The organism is Bacillus sp. FJAT-42376 (assembly GCF_003816055.1).
Taxonomy (GTDB): domain Bacteria; phylum Bacillota; class Bacilli; order Bacillales; family Bacillaceae; genus Metabacillus_B.
The window spans coordinates 1,466,862-1,485,132 of sequence record NZ_CP033906.1 but is presented as its reverse complement, the minus strand read 5'-3'; the positions used below and the strand labels follow the sequence as shown (position 1 = coordinate 1,485,132).

Below are 18,271 nucleotides of genomic sequence, written 5' to 3'. Positions count from 1 at the left end.
CCCGATGCAGCGCTTTTCTTATGCCTCATTCTTCCTTTTTTCCATCACATACTCGACATGATGCTCTCCCCATTCTCTCATCATCAAAATGAGCGGTTTCAGAGATTGGCCAAATTCAGTAAGAGAATACTCGACTTTTGGAGGAATCTCTTTATAGATTTCCCGGTGAACGATTCCATCTCTCTCCAGCTCTCTAAGCTGAAGGGTTAGCATGCGCTGCGTGATTTCCCCATTCAGACGTTTAAGTTCATTAAATCGTTTTTTTCCGTCGAGCAAATAGAAAAGAATGACCCCTTTCCATTTTCCCCCGATAATATCAAGCGTCGCTGCGACAGAACAAGAATACCCATATGCTTTAAAATCCGTCATTTTTTCCACTCCATCTTACAGTATAAAAAATGTTCCTATACCACATACATGTGCGTACTTACATTTATCATTCCAATTTATTATACTAAATCCAGCAGCAATTCAACAACAACAGGAGGATACATGAAAATGAACATTCAAGATAAAAAACAGGAAATCATAAAGGCATTCGAGTTCAGGCATGCAGCTAAAACCTTTCAGGCAGATAAGAAAATCTCTCAAGAGGACTTCCATTTTATCCTGGAAACCGCAAGACTGTCACCGTCTTCATTTGGGTATGAACCATGGAAAATACTTGTCGTTCAAAATAAAGAGATCCGAGAAAAGCTGATGCCATATACATGGGGCGGAAAAGGCCAGCTGCAGACTGCCAGCCATTTTATTCTGATCTTTTCAAGAAATGAGAAAGACATGCACCACGAATCTCCATATATCCAGCATATGATGGATGCAAATGGCCTTTCTGAGGAATCCCAGAAAATCAGACGAAGTATTTTTAAAACGTTCCAGGAATCTGATTTTAAACTCCTTGAATCGAGCCGCGCGATGTTTGACTGGTCATCCAAGCAATCGTATATTGCGCTCGCCAATATGATGACATCCGCTGCCCAAATCGGGATCGATTCCTGTCCGATTGAAGGATTTGATAAAGATAAAGTGGAACAAGTGCTCCGTGAGGAAGGAATTTTAACTGGCGATAACCTGGAATTGTCTGTCATTGCCGCTTTCGGTTACCGCGTAGATGAACCAAGAGCCAAAACGAGACAGTCTCTCGATACCCTTGTAGACTGGGTTTAATATCCATAGAAAAAAGCCCGCTTCAAAACGAGCGGGCTTTTTTTTATCCTGCGAGGCTGCTGCCTGCATTTTGTTTTCCTTGCTGCAATTGATACATTTGATAATATTTTCCTTCCAGCTTCATCAGTTCATCATGATTTCCCTGTTCGGCGATTCTGCCCCGGTCCAGAACGAGAATTTGGTCAGCATTTTTAATGGTCGACAGCCTGTGGGCGATGATAAACGTGGTACGGCCCTTTTTCAGCACCTCGAGCGCTTCCTGAATGACCGTTTCCGTCTCGGTATCGATGCTTGCCGTTGCTTCATCAAGAATGAGAATGGCCGGATCGTAGGCGAGTGCTCTGGCGAAGGAGATGAGCTGGCGCTGTCCGGAAGAAAGCGTGCCTCCCTTTTCAATAACCGGCTCATCAAAGCCCTTCGGTAAATTTTTCAGAAGATTCTCCGCTCCTACATCGGTTAAAGCCTTCTCAATTTGTTCTCTTGTTATCTGTTCATTTTCAAGACTGACGTTTGAAGCAATCGTGCCGGTAAACAGAAATGGATCCTGCAGGACGATTCCCATATGCTTACGGATTTCCTGTCTGGACAGATCCTGAATGTTTACCCCATCAATCATTATCCGGCCTTTTTTTACATCGTAGAAACGGAAAAGCAAGTTCATAATGGAACTTTTCCCGGATCCGGTATGGCCGACTAGCGCAACGGTTTCTCCCTGTTTTGCTTCAAAATGAATATCCTTGAGAACATCATGGTCCTCCGTATAGCCGAAGGTAACATGTTCAAAAACGACATTTCCTTTGTACCGTTTATTGTCCGCTTCTGCCACATCAATTCCCTTTTCATCCAAAAGGCTGAACACCCGGTTCGATGCAACACGCGCCTGCTCCAGCTGGGCAAACTGATTGACAATTCCTGAAATCGGCTGAAACAAACGGTTCAGGTAATCAACAAACGCATACAGAACACCGAGAGACACCATGGATCCGGGGGTTAATGATGCCCCTCCGAAATACCAGATAAGAGCAACGAACGCGACATTCCGGATAAAGCCGACCATGTTATGGGATAAAAGAGCATTCACGCTCAGCAGCTTATTCTGATACCGGAAATGCGCTTCATTCAGCTCTTCAAACTCCTTTGCTGTCTCCTTTTGGCGGCGGAAAGCCTGAATAATCGTCATTCCCTGTATCGACTCATTGACCATGGCATTGATGTCACTGACGAGTGTCCGGATTTTCTCATTATAATCAGAGGAGAATTTCCGGTAGGCAATGGTCCACAGAACGAGAATCGGCAGAATAGCCATACAAATAAGGGCAAGTTTTGCCTCCAGCAGGAACAGGGCGATGAAAATTCCGGTGATATAAATCGCACTTGTAAAGAACGTAGCGAGAACCGCCACATATAGTTCCCTGATTGCTTCTGTATCGTTTGTGACCCTCGCCACTACTTTTCCGGCAGGCAGATTATCAAAATACTGAATCGGCAGCCTCTGGATATGCTCAAAAATATCCTGCCTCATTTTTTGGATGATCCGGTTGGACGTCACCTGAAGAAAGAAACGCTGGCCGTAGTTAAAAAATGATGCCAGAACGAGCAGCCCTAAATACAGGGACATCAGGAAGATCAGCCCGTTTACTTCCGGCTCATAAAATTTCAGCAATTCATCTTTGCTGAGCTTTTGAGCGGGATACCGCGTTTCACCATCCCGGTTTTTTATCGTAAACTGTCCGTTTTTTGCACTTCGTTTGCCATCTTCTTTGACAGCTTCAGGGATAAAATAATAATTCAATTCCGTTTGAAGAACTTGAACTTGTTTCCCTTTCTGCTCTCCTTTTTCAAAACGGTCTGCTCTCTTATAAGTCCGGCCATGATATTGAACCGTATCTTTTCCGGATGATTCTGTTTCATACCACGGCTTTTCAATTCCGATAATATGGTCATCAATCATCTTCTTTGCAATAATCGGTCCGGTCAGTTCTGCACTGACGGCGACTGTCAGCATAAGCAGAGCTGCAATCAGTGTTTTTTTATAATGAAGCGCGTATTGGACTAAGCGATTTCCTGTTTTCATGCGCCCACCCCGCCTTCATTTTGCGCCTCAACCTGCTGGCGTTCATATTGTGTCTTGTACCAGCCATCTTCTTTCATCAGCTGCTCATGTGTGCCTTCTTCCGCAATCCGGCCATCTTCCAGGACAAGAATCCGGTCGGCATGCTCAACTGCTGACAGACGATGGGTCGTAATAAATGTTGTTTTTCCTGCCCGCTCGCGGCGGATGTTTTCAATAATGGCGGTTTCCGTTTTTGCATCCACTGCTGAAAGCGAATCATCCAAAATCAGAATTTCAGGATTGGCAATAAGGGCCCGTGCAATCGAAATCCGCTGCTTCTGCCCTCCTGATAACGCGACCCCTTTTTCCCCGACGAGGGTTTTAAGCCCCTCAGGAAGCATCTCGATATCTTTTCGGAAAAAGGCTGAATCGATTGCCTGCTCCACATCCCCCTCCGTTCCGTTCTTCTTCCCGAAGAGAATGTTTTCCCGGACGCTTCTGGAAAATAAGATATGGTCTTGCGGAACATAGCCGATCCATTTTTGCATCGTTTCCATTGGAATCCGCTGAATGGGTACTCCCGCAATCAGAATTTCGCCTTTTCCATGAGGGTACTGTCTTAGAAGCTGGCGGATGACCGTCGTTTTGCCGCTTCCGGTTTTCCCGACGATTCCGACGGTTTCCCCCCTGCCCGCTTTAAACGAAAGGCTCTTTAGATTTTCAACAGAGGAAGACGGATACTGGAACGTCACATTCCTGAATTCAATCGTCTCCGGCACTGCGGCCTCAATCGGATGCTCATGATCCTTTACATCCTCTTCATAGGCGAGTGTCTCATTGACGCGGTCAAGGGAAGCATTTCCCCTTTGCATAATATTGATCAGTTCACCGATTGCAAACATCGGCCAGATCATCATTCCAAGATAGACGTTAAAGGAAACCAGTTCCCCGAGCGTCAGCTCCTGGTTAAAAACAAGATAAGCCCCAAATCCAAGCCCGATCATATAGCTGATTCCCACCAGTAGCTTCACGGTCGGATCAAACAAAGCGTCAATTTTTGCGACCGCCACGTTTTTCCTGTATACGTCATCGGTCATTTGACTGAACCGTTTTACATCCTCTTTCTCCTGCACGAAGGCTCTCAGAACCCGGACTCCCTGAACAGACTCAAGCACCTTGTCATTCAAATCCCCGAACGAGTCCTGCGCCTGCGTAAACCGTTCATGAATTTTCTTTCCGTACAGATTCATGGCAATCGCCATAAGCGGAAGCGGCAGCACTGCAGCAATCGTAAGCTTCCAGCTGATGAGGAAGGCCATCGAAAAGAGTATAGTGAGCATAAACAAACTCGAATCGACAAGCGTCAAAATCCCGAAGCCGGTCGTCAAGGAAACCTGTCTGAGATCATTCGTCGCCCGGGCCATTAAATCACCCGTCCGGTTCTGCTCATAAAATCTCGGAGTCATTTTGATCAGATGATTCATAAATCTGGAGCGGAGGATTTTCTCGATCAGCTGGGCTCCTCCGAACAAATTGTACATCCAGAAGTAGGTCATCGTGTACGTAACAGCACCGAGACCGAGGAATAAAAGGATATACCTGATCAGAGATTCTGACGAAAACGTTCCTGCCTTGATCTCATCGATTACTGTGCCGAGAAGCTTCGGAGGAACGACCTCGAGTACATTCACCATCTGCAGCAAAATAATAGCGATGGCATAGCGAAGCCAGTATTTTTTAAAAAACCATTTTAATTTCCCTAAAACTGAAAACATGCGTTCATCTCCTTTTCATTCCATTGCGGCTAGCCACTCTCTGGATCTCCTGCATTGAGAAGCAGTCTGGACATTTTTTTTGCGGTCATTGAATTTCCTCCTTAAAATCAGCTTATTTATCTTTAAAAGACGTTGGAAAGTCTTAAAAAGCAAAAAAGGCACACCCCTGGGATATGCCTTTCCAAAATGAAAAAGGCATGGAACTGCGATAGAAACGCAGACCACGCCTTAACTCATAACAGCTGGAACCATATGCTGTTTATACGTTAAAGGAAGGCCGCGTCTGATTGACGTACAGAAATAAGCTTGATTCGATCCATTCTTCTCATGACGCGTCCCTCCCTTCCATTTATTGTTTAATCTTCTTTGTAAAGATATCATTTGTGACAGCTTTTTGTCAATTCTAATTTTTCTAAATCCTATCGGCAGTTCTGCCTCATTCGGCCTGACACCATTTCAAACAGCATACTGGCTCCTTAAAGCAGCATCTTTTTTCGGGAGGTCTAAGGACCCATTTTTAATTTTTCCAGTTTCAGTTTCTCAGAAAAGAGGTAGATAATATACAACAATAAAAAACGAAAAAGAACGACAACCAGGAGGTTCTAAAATGGAAAAAGCTACATATTTCGTTGGTTCTTCTTTGAAAATGGAACAGGCAATTGAATTGAACCAGCTTGCAAAATCACTTAACACTGACATATATATCAATGCAGATGAAAGGTCTAAAGTCGATGTTTCAAAACTCCCATCTCTTGTCGCATTTTTGCTGACAGTATCTGATGATAAAGAGCTCCAAATTATTTGCGATAAAGATAAATATGATCAAGTCAGTGAAAAACTAGGAATGATGTTCGCTTCCCAGGGACTGGCAGCACCTTTGCATTAAAATTCCAATAACGTACACACTAAAACTAAAAGGTAAAGGAGAATCCACTATGCTGCGTACAATCCTCATGGTTATCGGTGCAATCGTTGTTATTGCCTGGATCGTAAATATGCTGTAAAAACCTGCTGAGCAGGTTTTTTTATTTGGAGTGACTTTGCTGAGGGCCAGGGAAAAGAGGAACAGCAGCTTCCGGGTCTTGATTTGCGGACTTTTTAAGGATAATTGCTGACTTTATGAACTTAATTGCGGACTTTTCATTGATAATTGCTGACTTTTCACCGTTAATTGCGGACTTTTCACCGTTAATTGCTGACTTCACCGGTTCATATCGGGATCAGACTCCCTATTCAAACGCAAAGAAACCCTGCAGCGGCTTGCTGCAGGGCTTCTTGATTATCCGTTTTTAAATTTTTCTTTCAGCTTCTTCTGTTCTTTTTTAATTTTGTCTTTTATCTTCTTTTCAAGGTCGCCCTGTTTTTTGTGGCCGTGGTCTTTATGCTCTTTTTTCCCTTTTTCATCAAAGCTGCCTCCAAAATTGCCTCCGGGCGGTGCTGGTGCTGGTAATGGGGCAGGTTTTTGGTAGAGCGGCAGATTGAAGCTTTGCTTTTCCTCGTTTTTCAGGGCACGCTCCATGATTTTTTTATAAAGCGGAGCCGCGGTTTTGCTGGCTGTTGTATCAAGGATGTTATCCGCATCGGTTTTGTCATAGCCGACCCAGAGGGCTCCGGCTAGGTTTGGTGTAAAGCCTGCAAACCACTGATCCTTCGTGCCGTCCCCGCCGTTTGGATCCTGAGTGGAACCGGTCTTTCCGGCTAACTCCCACCCGTCAATCCGTGCGTTTTTCCCGGTTCCTTCATTTACCGTTCCAAGCATAAGCTGGATGATTTTCGACGCTGTCTCAGGGTCGGTTGCCTTTGTTTTAGCTCCCTTCCACTCCCCAATGGTTTTTCCATCGGAATTTACGATGCTCGTAATGGAATGGGCTTCATTTCGGATCCCTTTATTCGGGAAGGCCGAAAAGGCTTCTGCCATCTGCAGCGGGGAAACCCCTTCATTCAATCCGCCGAGAGCCAGTCCGTATTGGCGGTCTTTTTCCGTAACCGGAATACCGAATCTTTTTGCGGAATGCAGTCCCGCATCAATTCCGATTTTGCTTAGGGTATATACAGCCGGAACATTATAGGAATGAATAAACGCGTCATAAAGAGAGACCGTACCCCGGTACTGTCCATCAATATTTTTAGGCGTATAATTGCCGAAATCCATTTCCTCATCCTTCAGCGGTGAATCCAGCGTATATCCTTTTTCAATTGCAGGTGTATACGCAGCGATCGGCTTCATGATGGATCCCGGCTGTCTTTTCAGCTGGGTCGCCCTGTTAAATTGGCGGAAGGAATGCTCTCCCCTTCCTCCGATCAGAGCTTGAATACCGCCCGTTTTCGGGTCAATTAACACCGAGCCCGCCTGGACCATTTGGTCGGTTTTACTCTGAGGGAACAGGCTGTCATCCTTAAATACTTCTTCCAGACCTGCCTGCATATCCTGATTCAATTCGGTATGAATCTGATAGCCGCCGGCAAGAAGCTTTTCCTGGGAAATGCCGTAGCGCTGGCTCGCTTCTGCGATGATCTGATCCACGTAAGATGGATATTTTCCCTTCAGCGGATCGGTTGATTTCTCTTTTAAAACGAGCTCTTCGTTCCGGGCTTTATCCGCATCCGCTTTTGAAAGAAATTTCTGTTTCTCCATTAACTTGAGCACGACATTGCGCCGTTCAATCGCTTTATCGTAATTTTTTACAGGCGAGTAGTTATTCGGCGCTTTTATCAGTCCGACCAAAATAGCCGATTCGCTGTCAGATAAATCTTCAGGCTCTTTTCCGAAATAGGTTTGCGCCGCTTTTTTCAGCCCCCACGCACCCTCTCCAAAATAAACCTGGTTCGCGTAAAGCTCCAGAATATTTTCTTTGGAATACTCCTGTTCAATTTTCTTGGCCAAAAAGTATTCATCAAATTTCCGGGTAAACGTTTGATCCTGAGTCAGGAACGTATTTTTGGCAAGCTGCTGTGTAATGGTGCTTCCGCCCTCCACTACGCCTCCTGCCGCGATATTTTTCACCGCCGCACGAACAATTCCAAGATAATCAATTCCATGATGCTTATAGAAGTCCCGGTCTTCCGTGGCGACGAGAGCATGTTCAAAGTTCTTTGGCATTTCCTCGTAGTCCATCCACTCCACTTTAGAAGATGAGAGCTTGCTCGCAAGCTTCCCATTCTGATCATAGATGGAAGTCGGCTGAACAATTGACTTCTCAAGCTTACTGACATCCGCCCTCGCAATCATGACCTGATGAAGGAGAAGTCCTGCCAGAACAGCAATCAGCAAAACAATAATAAATATTTTCAAACGAAATTTTTTCTTCATAGTATCCCCGCAATCTTTAAGGAAATTGGGCATGGTCCAATGACTTTTCGCATTACCCTATCAAAACATAACGATAAATGATACGAACAGAAGCAGCTTTTCCTAGGGGTAGCAGCCTTATGGATTAATATTTACCAAAAAGGGTATGGAATGGTAGATCATGAAAAATAAAAAAAGGATGTGGGGAAAATGAATACCATTCGTCACCTGCTCGTCGCGTTCAATGGATCAGAAGACAGCAAGGAAGCACTGTCAGCCGGCATTAGCTTGAGCAAACAGCTTAATGCCCATTTATCCGTTCTTCATGTATATGAAGACGAACCGAATCCGCCTGTCACCGCATCGTCCACTCAGCCGCTCTATGCCAACCGGATGAGCGGAGATGGCATGACTAATTATCCAATGCCCCCTGTCGTTGAAGCAAGCAAACAGCCTTATCCCGAAGAGCAATATTCAACAGACGGGACAAACCGCATCACAGCTGAAGCTCAATCCATTCTTCAGCAAAACCAGATCAAAGGCGAAGTAAAAGTAATGGACGGGAACCCGTCTGACGCCATTCTCTCCTATGCTGAAGAAATCGGAGCCGATATGATCGTTATCGGACAGCGCAATCTATCCGGCATTAAGAAGCTTATTACAAGCAGCGTCAGTGAAAAGGTAACCAAAGAGTCGGTCATTCCAGTGCTGATTGCCAAATAAATAGAATGCAGAAATGCTGCTCTTCGCGGGCAGCTTTTTTTATTTCCTGGTAAAAGACACTCAGGCTAATAGCGGGCCGGACTTCTCAGCCAATTATTTCAAGCACAGCTAGCGGCTGTTCTGTGATTGTTTTCTCACTATTCCTACTTTAGCCCCTGCCATTGACATATAATGAGGGCTTGCTATAATACTTTTATGCACAAAAGCATAAAAGCGTTTAAGTGAAAAAGAAGGAGTAGGACCGCCATGGAATCTGATTTTATTCGATTTAGAACTTCATTACTCATTTTAGCCGTTATGCTGGGGACGATATTCACGTGTCTCTTCTATATAAAAACAGAGCCCCATCTCCCTTTAATTCTCTGCCTGGTTTTCCTGGCCCTATTCGGAAAAGCAAAGGGGCAAAAATGGAGCTCGCTTGAAAAAGGAATGGTCAGCGGCATTCAGAACGGCATCCAGCCAATTCTTGTTTTGGCTCTGATCGGCATGCTGATTGCTGCCTGGATGTTCAGCGGCACCATTCCAACCGTTATTGACTTTTCTCTGTCCGTGATTCAGCCTCAGTTTCTTCTGATCACAGGACTGATCAGCTGCATGATTGTTTCTATGCTTGTGGGAAGCAGTTTTACGACGGTCAGTACGGTAGGAGTGGCTTTGATGGGAATTGCGGCAGCTGCCGGGATTCCATTGGAGTGGGCTGCGGGCGCTGTGATTTGCGGAGCCTGTTTCGGGGATAAGATGTCGCCGATGTCGGATACGACAAACTTTGCGGCTGGAGTGGCTGAAATCTCCATCATCGAGCATATCCGCCATATGACGAAGACGACGATCCCGGCTATTTTGCTGACAGCCGTTATTTTCTTCATTATGGGACGGACGATTGCCATAGACCCGGCAGGAGCCGGTGAAATGAAGGAAATCACGAAAGCCATCTCAGCTGCGGTCAATACCGGCTGGTTCACGTTAATTTCACCTATTATCGTCGTTGCACTCGCTATGCTCAGAAAACCGATCATTCCAACCCTGATCATTGGACTGGCAACAGCCGGTCTCACTGGTATTTTAGCCGGCAATGGCGACTTTGCCCAGTTTATGACCATCCTTCAAAATGGGACGAAATTTGAAGTAGCGAATGAACAGGCTGCTTCCATTTTAAACCGCGGCGGCCTTCAATCCATGATGTGGTCGATCTCCCTCATTATGATTGCCTTCGCCCTCGGCGGCTTAATGGAAAAACTAGGGGTCATCCAGTCGCTGATGAACGGACTGATTAAAAAGGTGAGAACACGGGGCCAGCTCATCGCATCGACGGCAGCCTCTTCCGTCAGCGTCAATTTTTCAACCGGCGAGCAGTATATGTCCATTCTGATTCCCGGCCAATCGCTTAAACCGATGTACGGAAAACTGGGGATTCCGAACAAGTACATGTCGAGAACGCTTGAAGATGCAGGAACCCTCGTCAATCCCCTTGTTCCATGGGGTGTCAGCGGAGCCTTTTTCGCCCAGTCACTCGGCGTTGACGTTGTACAGTACCTGCCGTTTGCTTTCTTTTTGTACCTGTCTCCAATCTTTTCAATCTTGTTCGGATTTCTGCCGGATAAGAAAGCCGATTCTATTAAATTGGCCGCCTGATGAAAAAAGAAGCATGCCGTTTGGCTGCTTCTTTTTACTTGTTTTTGATAAACGTATTATACATCCACTCATTAAAATGTTCCTTTTCTTCCAATTGCGGATAATGAGCGGACTGATCAAACGTAATAAATTCTTTTTTCCCGGCATTCAGTTGATCAAAATAGGTTTTGGCCGCGTCGGTTGAAGTCATATAATCATACTTGCCCATAACAAAATAAATCGGTAAATCGAATTGTTTTACCCGATCAGACAATGGTTTTTTTAAAACCTCTTTTACCAGGGTCTCTTGAGAAAAAGCAATTCCATAATTATAGCGGATAACATCCAATAGATTGTATTCAGTGCTCAGAAGCATGCTGATGTTATTTCCGTCAGGGCTATTCATCCCTCTTGAAGCACCGCCATATTTCATGACAAGGTCCCTCGGGGTAAACGCTTCCCCCTTTTTTATTTTGTCTGCCAATTCTTTTAACACGGACACGTCTTTCGTATTTTCGGCTTTTTGAGCCTGATTAATCGTGTAGTTTAAACTGTCCGTTTCACTTTCTGCTGTATCACTCATCTGTCCGATCCCAACATAGGCTTCATATTTTTCAGGGGCTTCGGAAGCCGCCAGTGCCGCAATATACGTACCGAACGAATGGCCTGCTAAAATCACTTTTTCTTTCCCGAGCCGTTTTGAAATGTAGTCCGTCATGGCCAGTAAATCATCTACAAGCAGGTCTGTTGAAAGATTCGAATAATCCTCGAAAAAATGATAGGATTTCCCGCTTGCCCGCTGGTCATACTGGACGACGGTAAAATTGGATTCCAGCAGATCCTGGAATTTGGCAGCATACGGAATCTCTGAGGATCCGGGTCCGCCATGAACAAATAGAACAACAGGATGATTTTTATCCGTTCCTCGAATCATGATTTCATGATTGCTCCCGTTGATTTTTACTTGTTCCAGCGCATGGATGCTGTTATCTCCCTTAATGTTTGAAGTCCAAGAAGGAAAAAAAAGTGCCAAAATGATGAATAAGATGATAGCTGCTGTTGAGTACATCATGATTTTTTTTATACGCTGCATCATATTCCCCTTCTGCCCGTTCAATAAGCTACAAGATTAAGAACCTTAAACAGATTACCATATTATTCTATAAAAGGTAAATTTCCTTTTTAAAAATAGTCGGTAACGCTATACTATAGTTTAGCTGTATAAATTAGATCAGAGGTGTCACATAATGAACCTGCAAGAAGCATTAACACTTGATTTCGCTTATCTGGAAACGTTCACAACACGGAAAGATACACCTTGGGGTTCCCTGTTTTTAAACGAAAACGAGCCAAACTATTATGATGCCAATCATGCCCATATCAGCGGGGAGTGTTCCAATCCGGCGGATGTCGCCGATGAAGTCATCCGCTTTTATCAGTCCAGAAACATCATCCCAAGATTCTACCTCTATCAGCTTCAAAAGCAGCAATCATTCATTACGGAACTGCAGACAAGAGGTTTTCAATATGAAGAGCTGACTAATCCTGTTCAGATCTGGACGGGACAGGTTGAAACGGTGCCGAGCCAGAACGTAACGATTGAAAAGGTCAATCTGGAAAATTTTCATGAGGCCCTTCAAATTCAATGCAGCATCAAAGAATTCGGCGGGACGAACGTGATTGAAAAAATCTTCAAAAAACAATTCAATCATCCCTCCTTCACCCACTATCTTCTCCGCTATGACGGAGAAGCGTGTGCAGCTGCCTGTATATTTGAAGAAGGCAAACAGGCCCGAATAGAAAGCGTCGCCACTCTTCAGGCATACAGAGGGAAAGGGCTGATTGGGGAGCTGCTCGCCTTTATCCAAAAAGAAGCCATGAGAAAAAACATTGAGAAACTTTGGGTATTTCCGATCAATGAAAGGGTTGAAAAGGTCTACAGCCGCTACGGCTTTAAAACCATTGCCTCAATGAAAACGGGGCATGCGTTTTTAGGAGGAAAGAGCATTAAGGAGATTCAGAGTTAGGGAGATGGGGATAGTTGAATGACCGTTGTGGCCGGTTGTGGAGGGGAGAGATAACAGCTGGAAAACTGACTGTTGTCTCTCCTCAGTTTGATACCTTCAAATATATTTTTGACTGCTGGTTTCGTCGCCTCAACCGTTTCCTTCTAAATGTTTTGCACCATTCTGATCGATATATTTTACAGGGCTTCCAATGGCTAGTAATTTTTAAATTCCGTCCTGCTGACCAATTTCCGCCTATAAAAAAGACGGAAGACTACATTGTAGCCATCCGTCTTTTTTAGGTTTATTCCCCTATGACTATGCCATAGATCGTTAACTCCGTATCTTTATAGTCAACATCACAAATTTCTGCAGGAAAGAAACCCCTTTTACTTATGCTTTCGTTAAATCTATCCATACAAAACTCTATTATATCCGGATCTATGTCCAAAATAAATTCCCCATCATTATAAGTTAACTCTGAGGGATTACCCTGATTTGTTACTAAAAATACATTAATCGGCTTGTAATCTTCTAAAAAGCTATTACTAATCTGAATAAATGCTCTCCCTTCATGAAGAGATTTCTTAAACATTTCTTTTAATTCGGTAGCACCTGTAAAATCAAATTCCAGTTTCAGGGCATACTCATCATCCCTATATATTCTAATCACTTTAGCCGCCCTCTATCTCAATCTAATATGAACATTTTTAGTTCTTTTACTTTCTTTTTCTATAACTCAAAAACCTTTTATTTCCATGTTCGGTTTTCTGGTCCGATAACGGGAGATACGTCATGTTTTTTTCGCGAGTTGAAAGACATGCGGATTAATTTTCAGTTCAGGTAATGTAAATCATTTTTTGTAATAAGAACCATTCGGCTTATCAATCAAATTCTTCGACAAACAGTCCCATAGCGCTTATTTCCTGAATGATTGGATTCAATGATTTTGAACTATAAACCCCCATTAAATAATCGTATCCGATAAATACCTTTAGCTTTCTCGGAGCAAATAGTTTAACCCCGATATCTTCTCTTAGCTGTAACCTGCAAAAACTCTCCACTTCATCAAGACCCGCCTGACTTCCATTAAAATTTGAATAGAAGTCAAGTAACCTTTCGGAATACAAATGGGAATAAGGTTTGATTAAATTTAAAAATTCTTCATTTGAGAATGAGTGACATAAATTTGCTGCCCTTAAACTAGTAAGGGAATGAAATTTCATGATTAGTTTCACTGCACGAACATATTGATCCTCAACACTTATATACTCTTCATCTGTTAATAAAATCCCATCGAAAGATTTCCCAATATCACTGATTGCAGTCCACTCATTTTTCTGATAGCGTCCAGCTTCATCCCTAAACAAGGGGTTATACTTAGAAATTCTGTACTTGTGTATGATTAAACACCTACCCTATTTATATCCTTACTCTTTATTATTTGTTGGTTTATATCCAAGCAACTTTTTATATAATATTAGTTTCTTTTGCTGTAATTTCATTACCTATAAAAAAGAGGTTTTGCAGTCTTAATTACAGATATCAGAAATAATATCTGCCAATATAATCTATTAAGTATTCTAATTTAAAACCTAGTTGATTTGGGCTTTCATCACTATTCAAACCATTTTGGAGCAATTCTTCATTTAATGCGTCTCTTAGTTTATCACCTACTTCTTCCGTGATAATCATCTCTTCTTGCTCAATGACCCATAATAAGTCGGGTCTTTGAGAACTTATAGAATTTCTTAATATAGAAAGCATTTCATTACTTAGATTTAACATGATTACTTGCTCCTTATCACTTTTGAATCTTTAGCATAACTGAAGGGGCTTACATCTGTTTTCACTCAATTTCTTTATCTAGCAAATAACCAAAAAACTTTTCGTGTAAAGCTGTTTGTATTGAGAGAGACTTACGTGAGTCACGTTCTATCAAGTCTAACAATATACGATCAGCTAATTCGTCTCCACCATCAATCATTACTAAAATCGAATGCATGACACCTTTAATAACTTCATCCACTACTTTTTGATATGCTTCTCTTTCTTCCAGACTTGTAAGTTTTTTCTGGAGTATTTCGTACTCCGCTTCTACTTCAGACCATATTAAGTCTGCTTTATCATCTAAACCTTCACATATAGTGTTAACCCAATAATCTTTTGTTTCTGTCAGTCGCTCAAATAACAATATTTGCTCCTCTCAAGGTATCATCATAAAATCACTTTATCTCTAACATTTTATCCTTCTATGCCTAAGCACTTTTAACCACCATTTTTGTTTGATATAAAAGGACGGCTTATCGTTTAATAGTTCTTTAAGTCCTTCAAGTTCTAATGATGGGTTCACTAGTTTGAAACTATTATTCTTTAGAGAAGTAATAATAACAGTATTTTCGCTCAATTGGTCTATTGGCAAACAGTCAACTGCATTTCCATTCACTTCAAAGTAGAACCTGAATCTACTATCACCATCAACATCTTTTAGTCATTTCAGATTAGGGTTAATTTCTTTTATGACGATTCCCGCATTCACATAGTAACAACTTTAACAACTTGAATAGTCTGATTTTTGTAAACCTAGAGAACAGATCACTTCACCACTAACTTTATAGTAAAATTTCCCTTTTTAACGAAACCGTTTATTAAAAATCAGTCATTAATTATTTTTTAAAATTCTTTCTTCTCCACTTCTCTAATCCCCTCTATTCACATCCATTTTTCTATTTTCGCAAATGAAAAGTGACCAGCTGCGTAAATCAGCTGGTCTTTTTAATGAAGCATTGTTTTCCCATATAATCAGTGAAAGTTCCTATCTTTCAACTTTTCAGCTGAACCGGTGCTCAGCATCAACCACTGAGAAAGAATCTGGATTCCCTCTGCTTAATAAACATCCTTCCTCGTAAAAAAGAAAAACGAAACGGCCAGAGCGACAGCGGCCCAGATGGTCAGGACGGTCATGGAGAAGCCGAGCGTCATGCCGTTTATCGGCGGTGCCATGCCGCTGATGTAGTCCGTCAGCCTTAAATTTACCATAAAGAGATATTTCGCAGAGTCCCATGCAGAAACCATGTTTGCGAGGATGGCTCCCGCTATAAGGGAGGCAAGCATGACGCCCATAACGGAGGCGGTGCTTTTCATCAGGGACGAAAGGGCAAATGTGAGCGTGCCGACAATTACCGCGACGAACCAGACGAGTCCAAAGTCCATCAGGATGTACTGCCACAGGCTCATCATCTGGACCTGGCTTGTATCAAGCTGCCCGCCGTTCACGGTAAATCCGGTCAGAACAGGCAGATTCCATCCCCCATAGCCTAAGGCGGTACCCGAAACAAGATACGTCAGCACTCCGACGGACAGGACAATGAAAGAGATGGCTAATAGAAGCGTCAAATATTTGCTTAAAAGGATTTTCCACCTTTTGATTGGCCTCGTCAGCAGCAGCTTGATGGTCCCGTTTGTATGCTCGGATGAAACAAGGTCACTCGCGATGACCATGACCATGAGCGGCAGAAGCAGATCAATTGAATTTTCTGCGAAGGTTTTCATGAATGTCGGCGCACCTGGCGCTGTTGGATTGATATCATGGTCGAGGTAATATTGCTGCTGTTTGACCCGGATTTGCAAAAATTCTTTCCACTCGCCCGAAATGCCGCCTGAGCTCAGCCTGTTTTGGGTATTGATGATTTCCTGCTGCACCTGGGTGCGCCAGTCCTCAGTTCCCGCTTGCTTCACTGCTTCCTCATGTTTTTTGACTTGCGCATAGGTAAACAGGGCGGCAAGGACTGCAATGATCCCCATAATGATGAACAGTCTTTTTTTGCGGACGATTTTAATCATTTCGTTATATATGAGATTAATCAATGGTTTCACCTTCTGTCAGCTCAATGAACAGGTCTTCCAGTGTCGGGAGCTTCACTTCGATTCCCTTCACGCTCACGCCTTCGCGAATAAGCTTTTCATTCCAGCGGGCGATTTGCGCTTCGTCGTTAGCCGTTATAATCGTCCCGTCTTTCTCTGCAAGAATCGCGGTTTCCTGCGCCAGCAGCTCCTTCGCTTTTGAAAGAGGGGCGGCATGCCAGATCACCCGCTCTTTTTCTGTCAGCAGGGCTGACACGGTGTCGATGCGGAGGACCTTGCCCTTCGACATAATGGCAACCCTATCGCACATCAATTGAATTTCACTGAGCAAATGGGAAGAAACAAGGACGGTCAATCCTTCTTTTTCAGCAAGGAAACGGATAAACTCGCGCATTTCCCGGATTCCCATCGGATCAAGCCCGTTTGTCGGCTCATCCAAAATGAGCACTTTCGGACTGCTTAGGAGCGCCTGGGCAATTCCGAGCCTTTGCCTCATCCCGAGTGAATACGTGCTGACCCGGTCATCAATGCGGTGCTCGAGCCGGACGAGGTGAACCACTTCTTCAATCCGCTCCATCGTCACACCCGGAATCATCCGTTTAAAATACTCAAGATTTTCACGTCCGCTCAAATAAGGATAGAGCTCTGGATTCTCGACAATGCAGCCGATATTCCGGATCGCCTTCGTATAATGCTTCTCCAAATCATATCCGCAGATGGAAATCCTTCCGGATGTCGGTTTAATCAAGCCGACCAGCATGCGGATCGTCGTTGTTTTACCAGCTCCATTCGGTCCTAAAAATCCGAATACTTCTCCTTTTTGCAGCTCAAAGCTCAAACCCTTGATGATTTCCTTCTTTTTGATCCGTTTCTTCAGACCCGTTACCGAGAGCGTCACGTTCTCTGTCATTTTGTCTTCCCCTCCTCGCTGAACATCATAAGGGAGGACAGCCGCTCTCCTATTAATTTATATCCCTCGCTGTTCGGGTGGAATTTATCGCTGTATAGGTAGTCATTCACATTCTGTTCAAACAGATCAAAGGTAGGAACGACAATCGTTTTCTTATACTTTGCTGCTTCTTTTGCGGTGTAATAATTCCAGTCTCTCACAATGGACGAGGTCATGGAGCCGCTTGAAAGATCATTGAACGGATTATACAGGCCAACATAAAAGATGGTCGCATCCGGATTGATCGTGCGGATTTGCTTAAAGATTCCGCCAAGCCGGTTCAGGAAAGCCGTTCTTGTTTGCTCAACCGATTCGCTGGACAGGTTATTCATGACTTGTCCGCCCGCGAATAAGTCATTTCCCCCGATTGTCATCACGATGGCATCGGCTTCGCTGACTTGACGCTGAATTTCAGGCTGCTTAAGCTGCTTTTCGAGCCCGGGTGATTTAAGGCCGCTGATCGCCAGGTTCGAAAGCTGGACCTTCTCTTTTGACTTGCTTCTGAGATGATCCATTAAATAGCCGACATACCCTTTTCCGTCTCCGTCACCGATTCCGCGGGTCAGAGAATCGCCGAGGCCGACCACGAGGTATTCATCCTTCTGTTTAACGGGCTTTGAATTCACTTCTTTTGGATCTGTTTTAGGGGGAGGTGCAGGCTGCTGAAAAAACTGGCTGTTCATCGTGTATCCTAAACCGCCTATCCATACGATGCCTGCGGCCAATGAAACGGCTGCTATCAGTTTTACACTTTTCATTTCGTGTTTGCACCTTTCAGTGAGATTCTTTCATTGTACCTCAAATCGATGAAAAAGCTTACAGAAGCGGTTTCAT

General features: G+C 43.7%; 17 protein-coding genes. 5 read left to right on the top strand and 12 right to left on the bottom strand.

Going from position 1 to position 18,271, the window contains the following annotated elements; all coding sequences use genetic code 11:
- Positions 1-18: 18 nt before the first annotated feature.
- Positions 19-369 (bottom strand): winged helix-turn-helix transcriptional regulator, encoded by a 351-nt coding sequence (locus CEF21_RS07580; RefSeq protein ID WP_123914698.1) that lies wholly within the window; start codon positions 367-369, stop codon positions 19-21.
- A gap of 123 nt (positions 370-492) precedes the next feature.
- On the opposite strand from CEF21_RS07580, the gene CEF21_RS07575 reads away from it, so the two are divergent.
- The gene (locus CEF21_RS07575; protein ID WP_123914696.1) at positions 493-1,167 is read left to right on the top strand and encodes an NAD(P)H-dependent oxidoreductase; all 675 of its coding nucleotides are present in this window, start codon (positions 493-495) and stop codon (positions 1,165-1,167) included.
- A gap of 43 nt (positions 1,168-1,210) precedes the next feature.
- Here CEF21_RS07575 and CEF21_RS07570 read toward each other — a convergent pair whose 3' ends face one another.
- Positions 1,211-3,241 (bottom strand): ABC transporter ATP-binding protein, encoded by a 2,031-nt coding sequence (locus CEF21_RS07570; protein WP_123914694.1) that lies wholly within the window; start codon positions 3,239-3,241, stop codon positions 1,211-1,213.
- Complete coding sequence (locus CEF21_RS07565; protein WP_123914692.1) at positions 3,238-4,995, bottom strand: ABC transporter ATP-binding protein; 1,758 nt, start codon at positions 4,993-4,995, stop codon at positions 3,238-3,240. Before CEF21_RS07565 ends, CEF21_RS07570 begins: the two co-directional genes overlap by 4 nt.
- 607 nt (positions 4,996-5,602) lie before the next feature.
- Between CEF21_RS07565 and CEF21_RS07560 the strand changes: the two genes are divergently transcribed.
- Positions 5,603-5,881, top strand: coding sequence for a hypothetical protein (locus tag CEF21_RS07560; RefSeq protein ID WP_123914690.1), 279 nt, complete (start codon positions 5,603-5,605; stop codon positions 5,879-5,881).
- A gap of 393 nt (positions 5,882-6,274) precedes the next feature.
- On the opposite strand, the gene CEF21_RS07555 is transcribed toward CEF21_RS07560, so the two are convergent.
- Positions 6,275-8,305: a transglycosylase domain-containing protein gene (locus CEF21_RS07555; RefSeq protein ID WP_164462121.1), complete on the bottom strand. Its 2,031-nt coding sequence runs from the start codon at positions 8,303-8,305 to the stop codon at positions 6,275-6,277.
- A gap of 189 nt (positions 8,306-8,494) precedes the next feature.
- Between CEF21_RS07555 and CEF21_RS07550 the strand changes: the two genes are divergently transcribed.
- The gene (locus tag CEF21_RS07550) at positions 8,495-9,007 is read left to right on the top strand and encodes a universal stress protein (protein WP_123914686.1); all 513 of its coding nucleotides are present in this window, start codon (positions 8,495-8,497) and stop codon (positions 9,005-9,007) included.
- Positions 9,008-9,253: 246 nt separating this feature from the next.
- Positions 9,254-10,639, top strand: a complete 1,386-nt coding sequence (gene nhaC / locus CEF21_RS07545) for a Na+/H+ antiporter NhaC (RefSeq protein WP_123914684.1) — start codon at positions 9,254-9,256, stop codon at positions 10,637-10,639.
- 34 nt (positions 10,640-10,673) lie between these two features.
- Here the strand turns inward: nhaC and CEF21_RS07540 are convergent, their stop codons facing one another.
- A complete protein-coding gene (locus CEF21_RS07540) occupies positions 10,674-11,711 on the bottom strand; it encodes an alpha/beta fold hydrolase (RefSeq protein ID WP_123920054.1) in 1,038 nt (345 codons plus the stop codon).
- Positions 11,712-11,862: 151 nt separating this feature from the next.
- Here CEF21_RS07540 and CEF21_RS07535 point away from each other — a divergent pair, with 151 nt between their 5' ends.
- Entirely contained in the window at positions 11,863-12,645 is a 783-nt protein-coding gene (locus CEF21_RS07535; RefSeq protein ID WP_123914682.1) for a GNAT family N-acetyltransferase, read from the top strand.
- A gap of 283 nt (positions 12,646-12,928) precedes the next feature.
- Here CEF21_RS07535 and CEF21_RS07530 read toward each other — a convergent pair whose 3' ends face one another.
- The 7 genes from CEF21_RS07530 to CEF21_RS07495 form a co-directional block, all read right to left on the bottom strand.
- Positions 12,929-13,297: a hypothetical protein gene (locus tag CEF21_RS07530; RefSeq protein ID WP_123914680.1), complete on the bottom strand. Its 369-nt coding sequence runs from the start codon at positions 13,295-13,297 to the stop codon at positions 12,929-12,931.
- A gap of 211 nt (positions 13,298-13,508) precedes the next feature.
- Entirely contained in the window at positions 13,509-13,994 is a 486-nt protein-coding gene (locus CEF21_RS07525) for a hypothetical protein (protein WP_123914678.1), read from the bottom strand.
- A 175-nt stretch (positions 13,995-14,169) separates the two neighbouring features.
- Complete coding sequence (locus tag CEF21_RS07520; RefSeq protein WP_123914676.1) at positions 14,170-14,412, bottom strand: hypothetical protein; 243 nt, start codon at positions 14,410-14,412, stop codon at positions 14,170-14,172.
- A gap of 61 nt (positions 14,413-14,473) precedes the next feature.
- Positions 14,474-14,818 carry a histidine kinase gene (locus CEF21_RS07515; RefSeq protein ID WP_241156787.1) on the bottom strand — a complete coding sequence of 115 codons (345 nt, stop codon included), beginning with the start codon at positions 14,816-14,818 and terminating at the stop codon, positions 14,474-14,476.
- A gap of 692 nt (positions 14,819-15,510) precedes the next feature.
- Positions 15,511-16,491: a DUF2705 family protein gene (locus tag CEF21_RS07505; protein ID WP_123914672.1), complete on the bottom strand. Its 981-nt coding sequence runs from the start codon at positions 16,489-16,491 to the stop codon at positions 15,511-15,513.
- The gene (locus tag CEF21_RS07500; RefSeq protein ID WP_123914670.1) at positions 16,484-17,398 is read right to left on the bottom strand and encodes an ABC transporter ATP-binding protein; all 915 of its coding nucleotides are present in this window, start codon (positions 17,396-17,398) and stop codon (positions 16,484-16,486) included. Before CEF21_RS07500 ends, CEF21_RS07505 begins: the two co-directional genes overlap by 8 nt.
- Positions 17,395-18,195 carry an SGNH/GDSL hydrolase family protein gene (locus CEF21_RS07495; protein WP_123914668.1) on the bottom strand — a complete coding sequence of 267 codons (801 nt, stop codon included), beginning with the start codon at positions 18,193-18,195 and terminating at the stop codon, positions 17,395-17,397. The genes CEF21_RS07500 and CEF21_RS07495 overlap by 4 nt, the downstream gene beginning before the upstream one ends.
- Positions 18,196-18,271 lie beyond the last annotated feature (76 nt).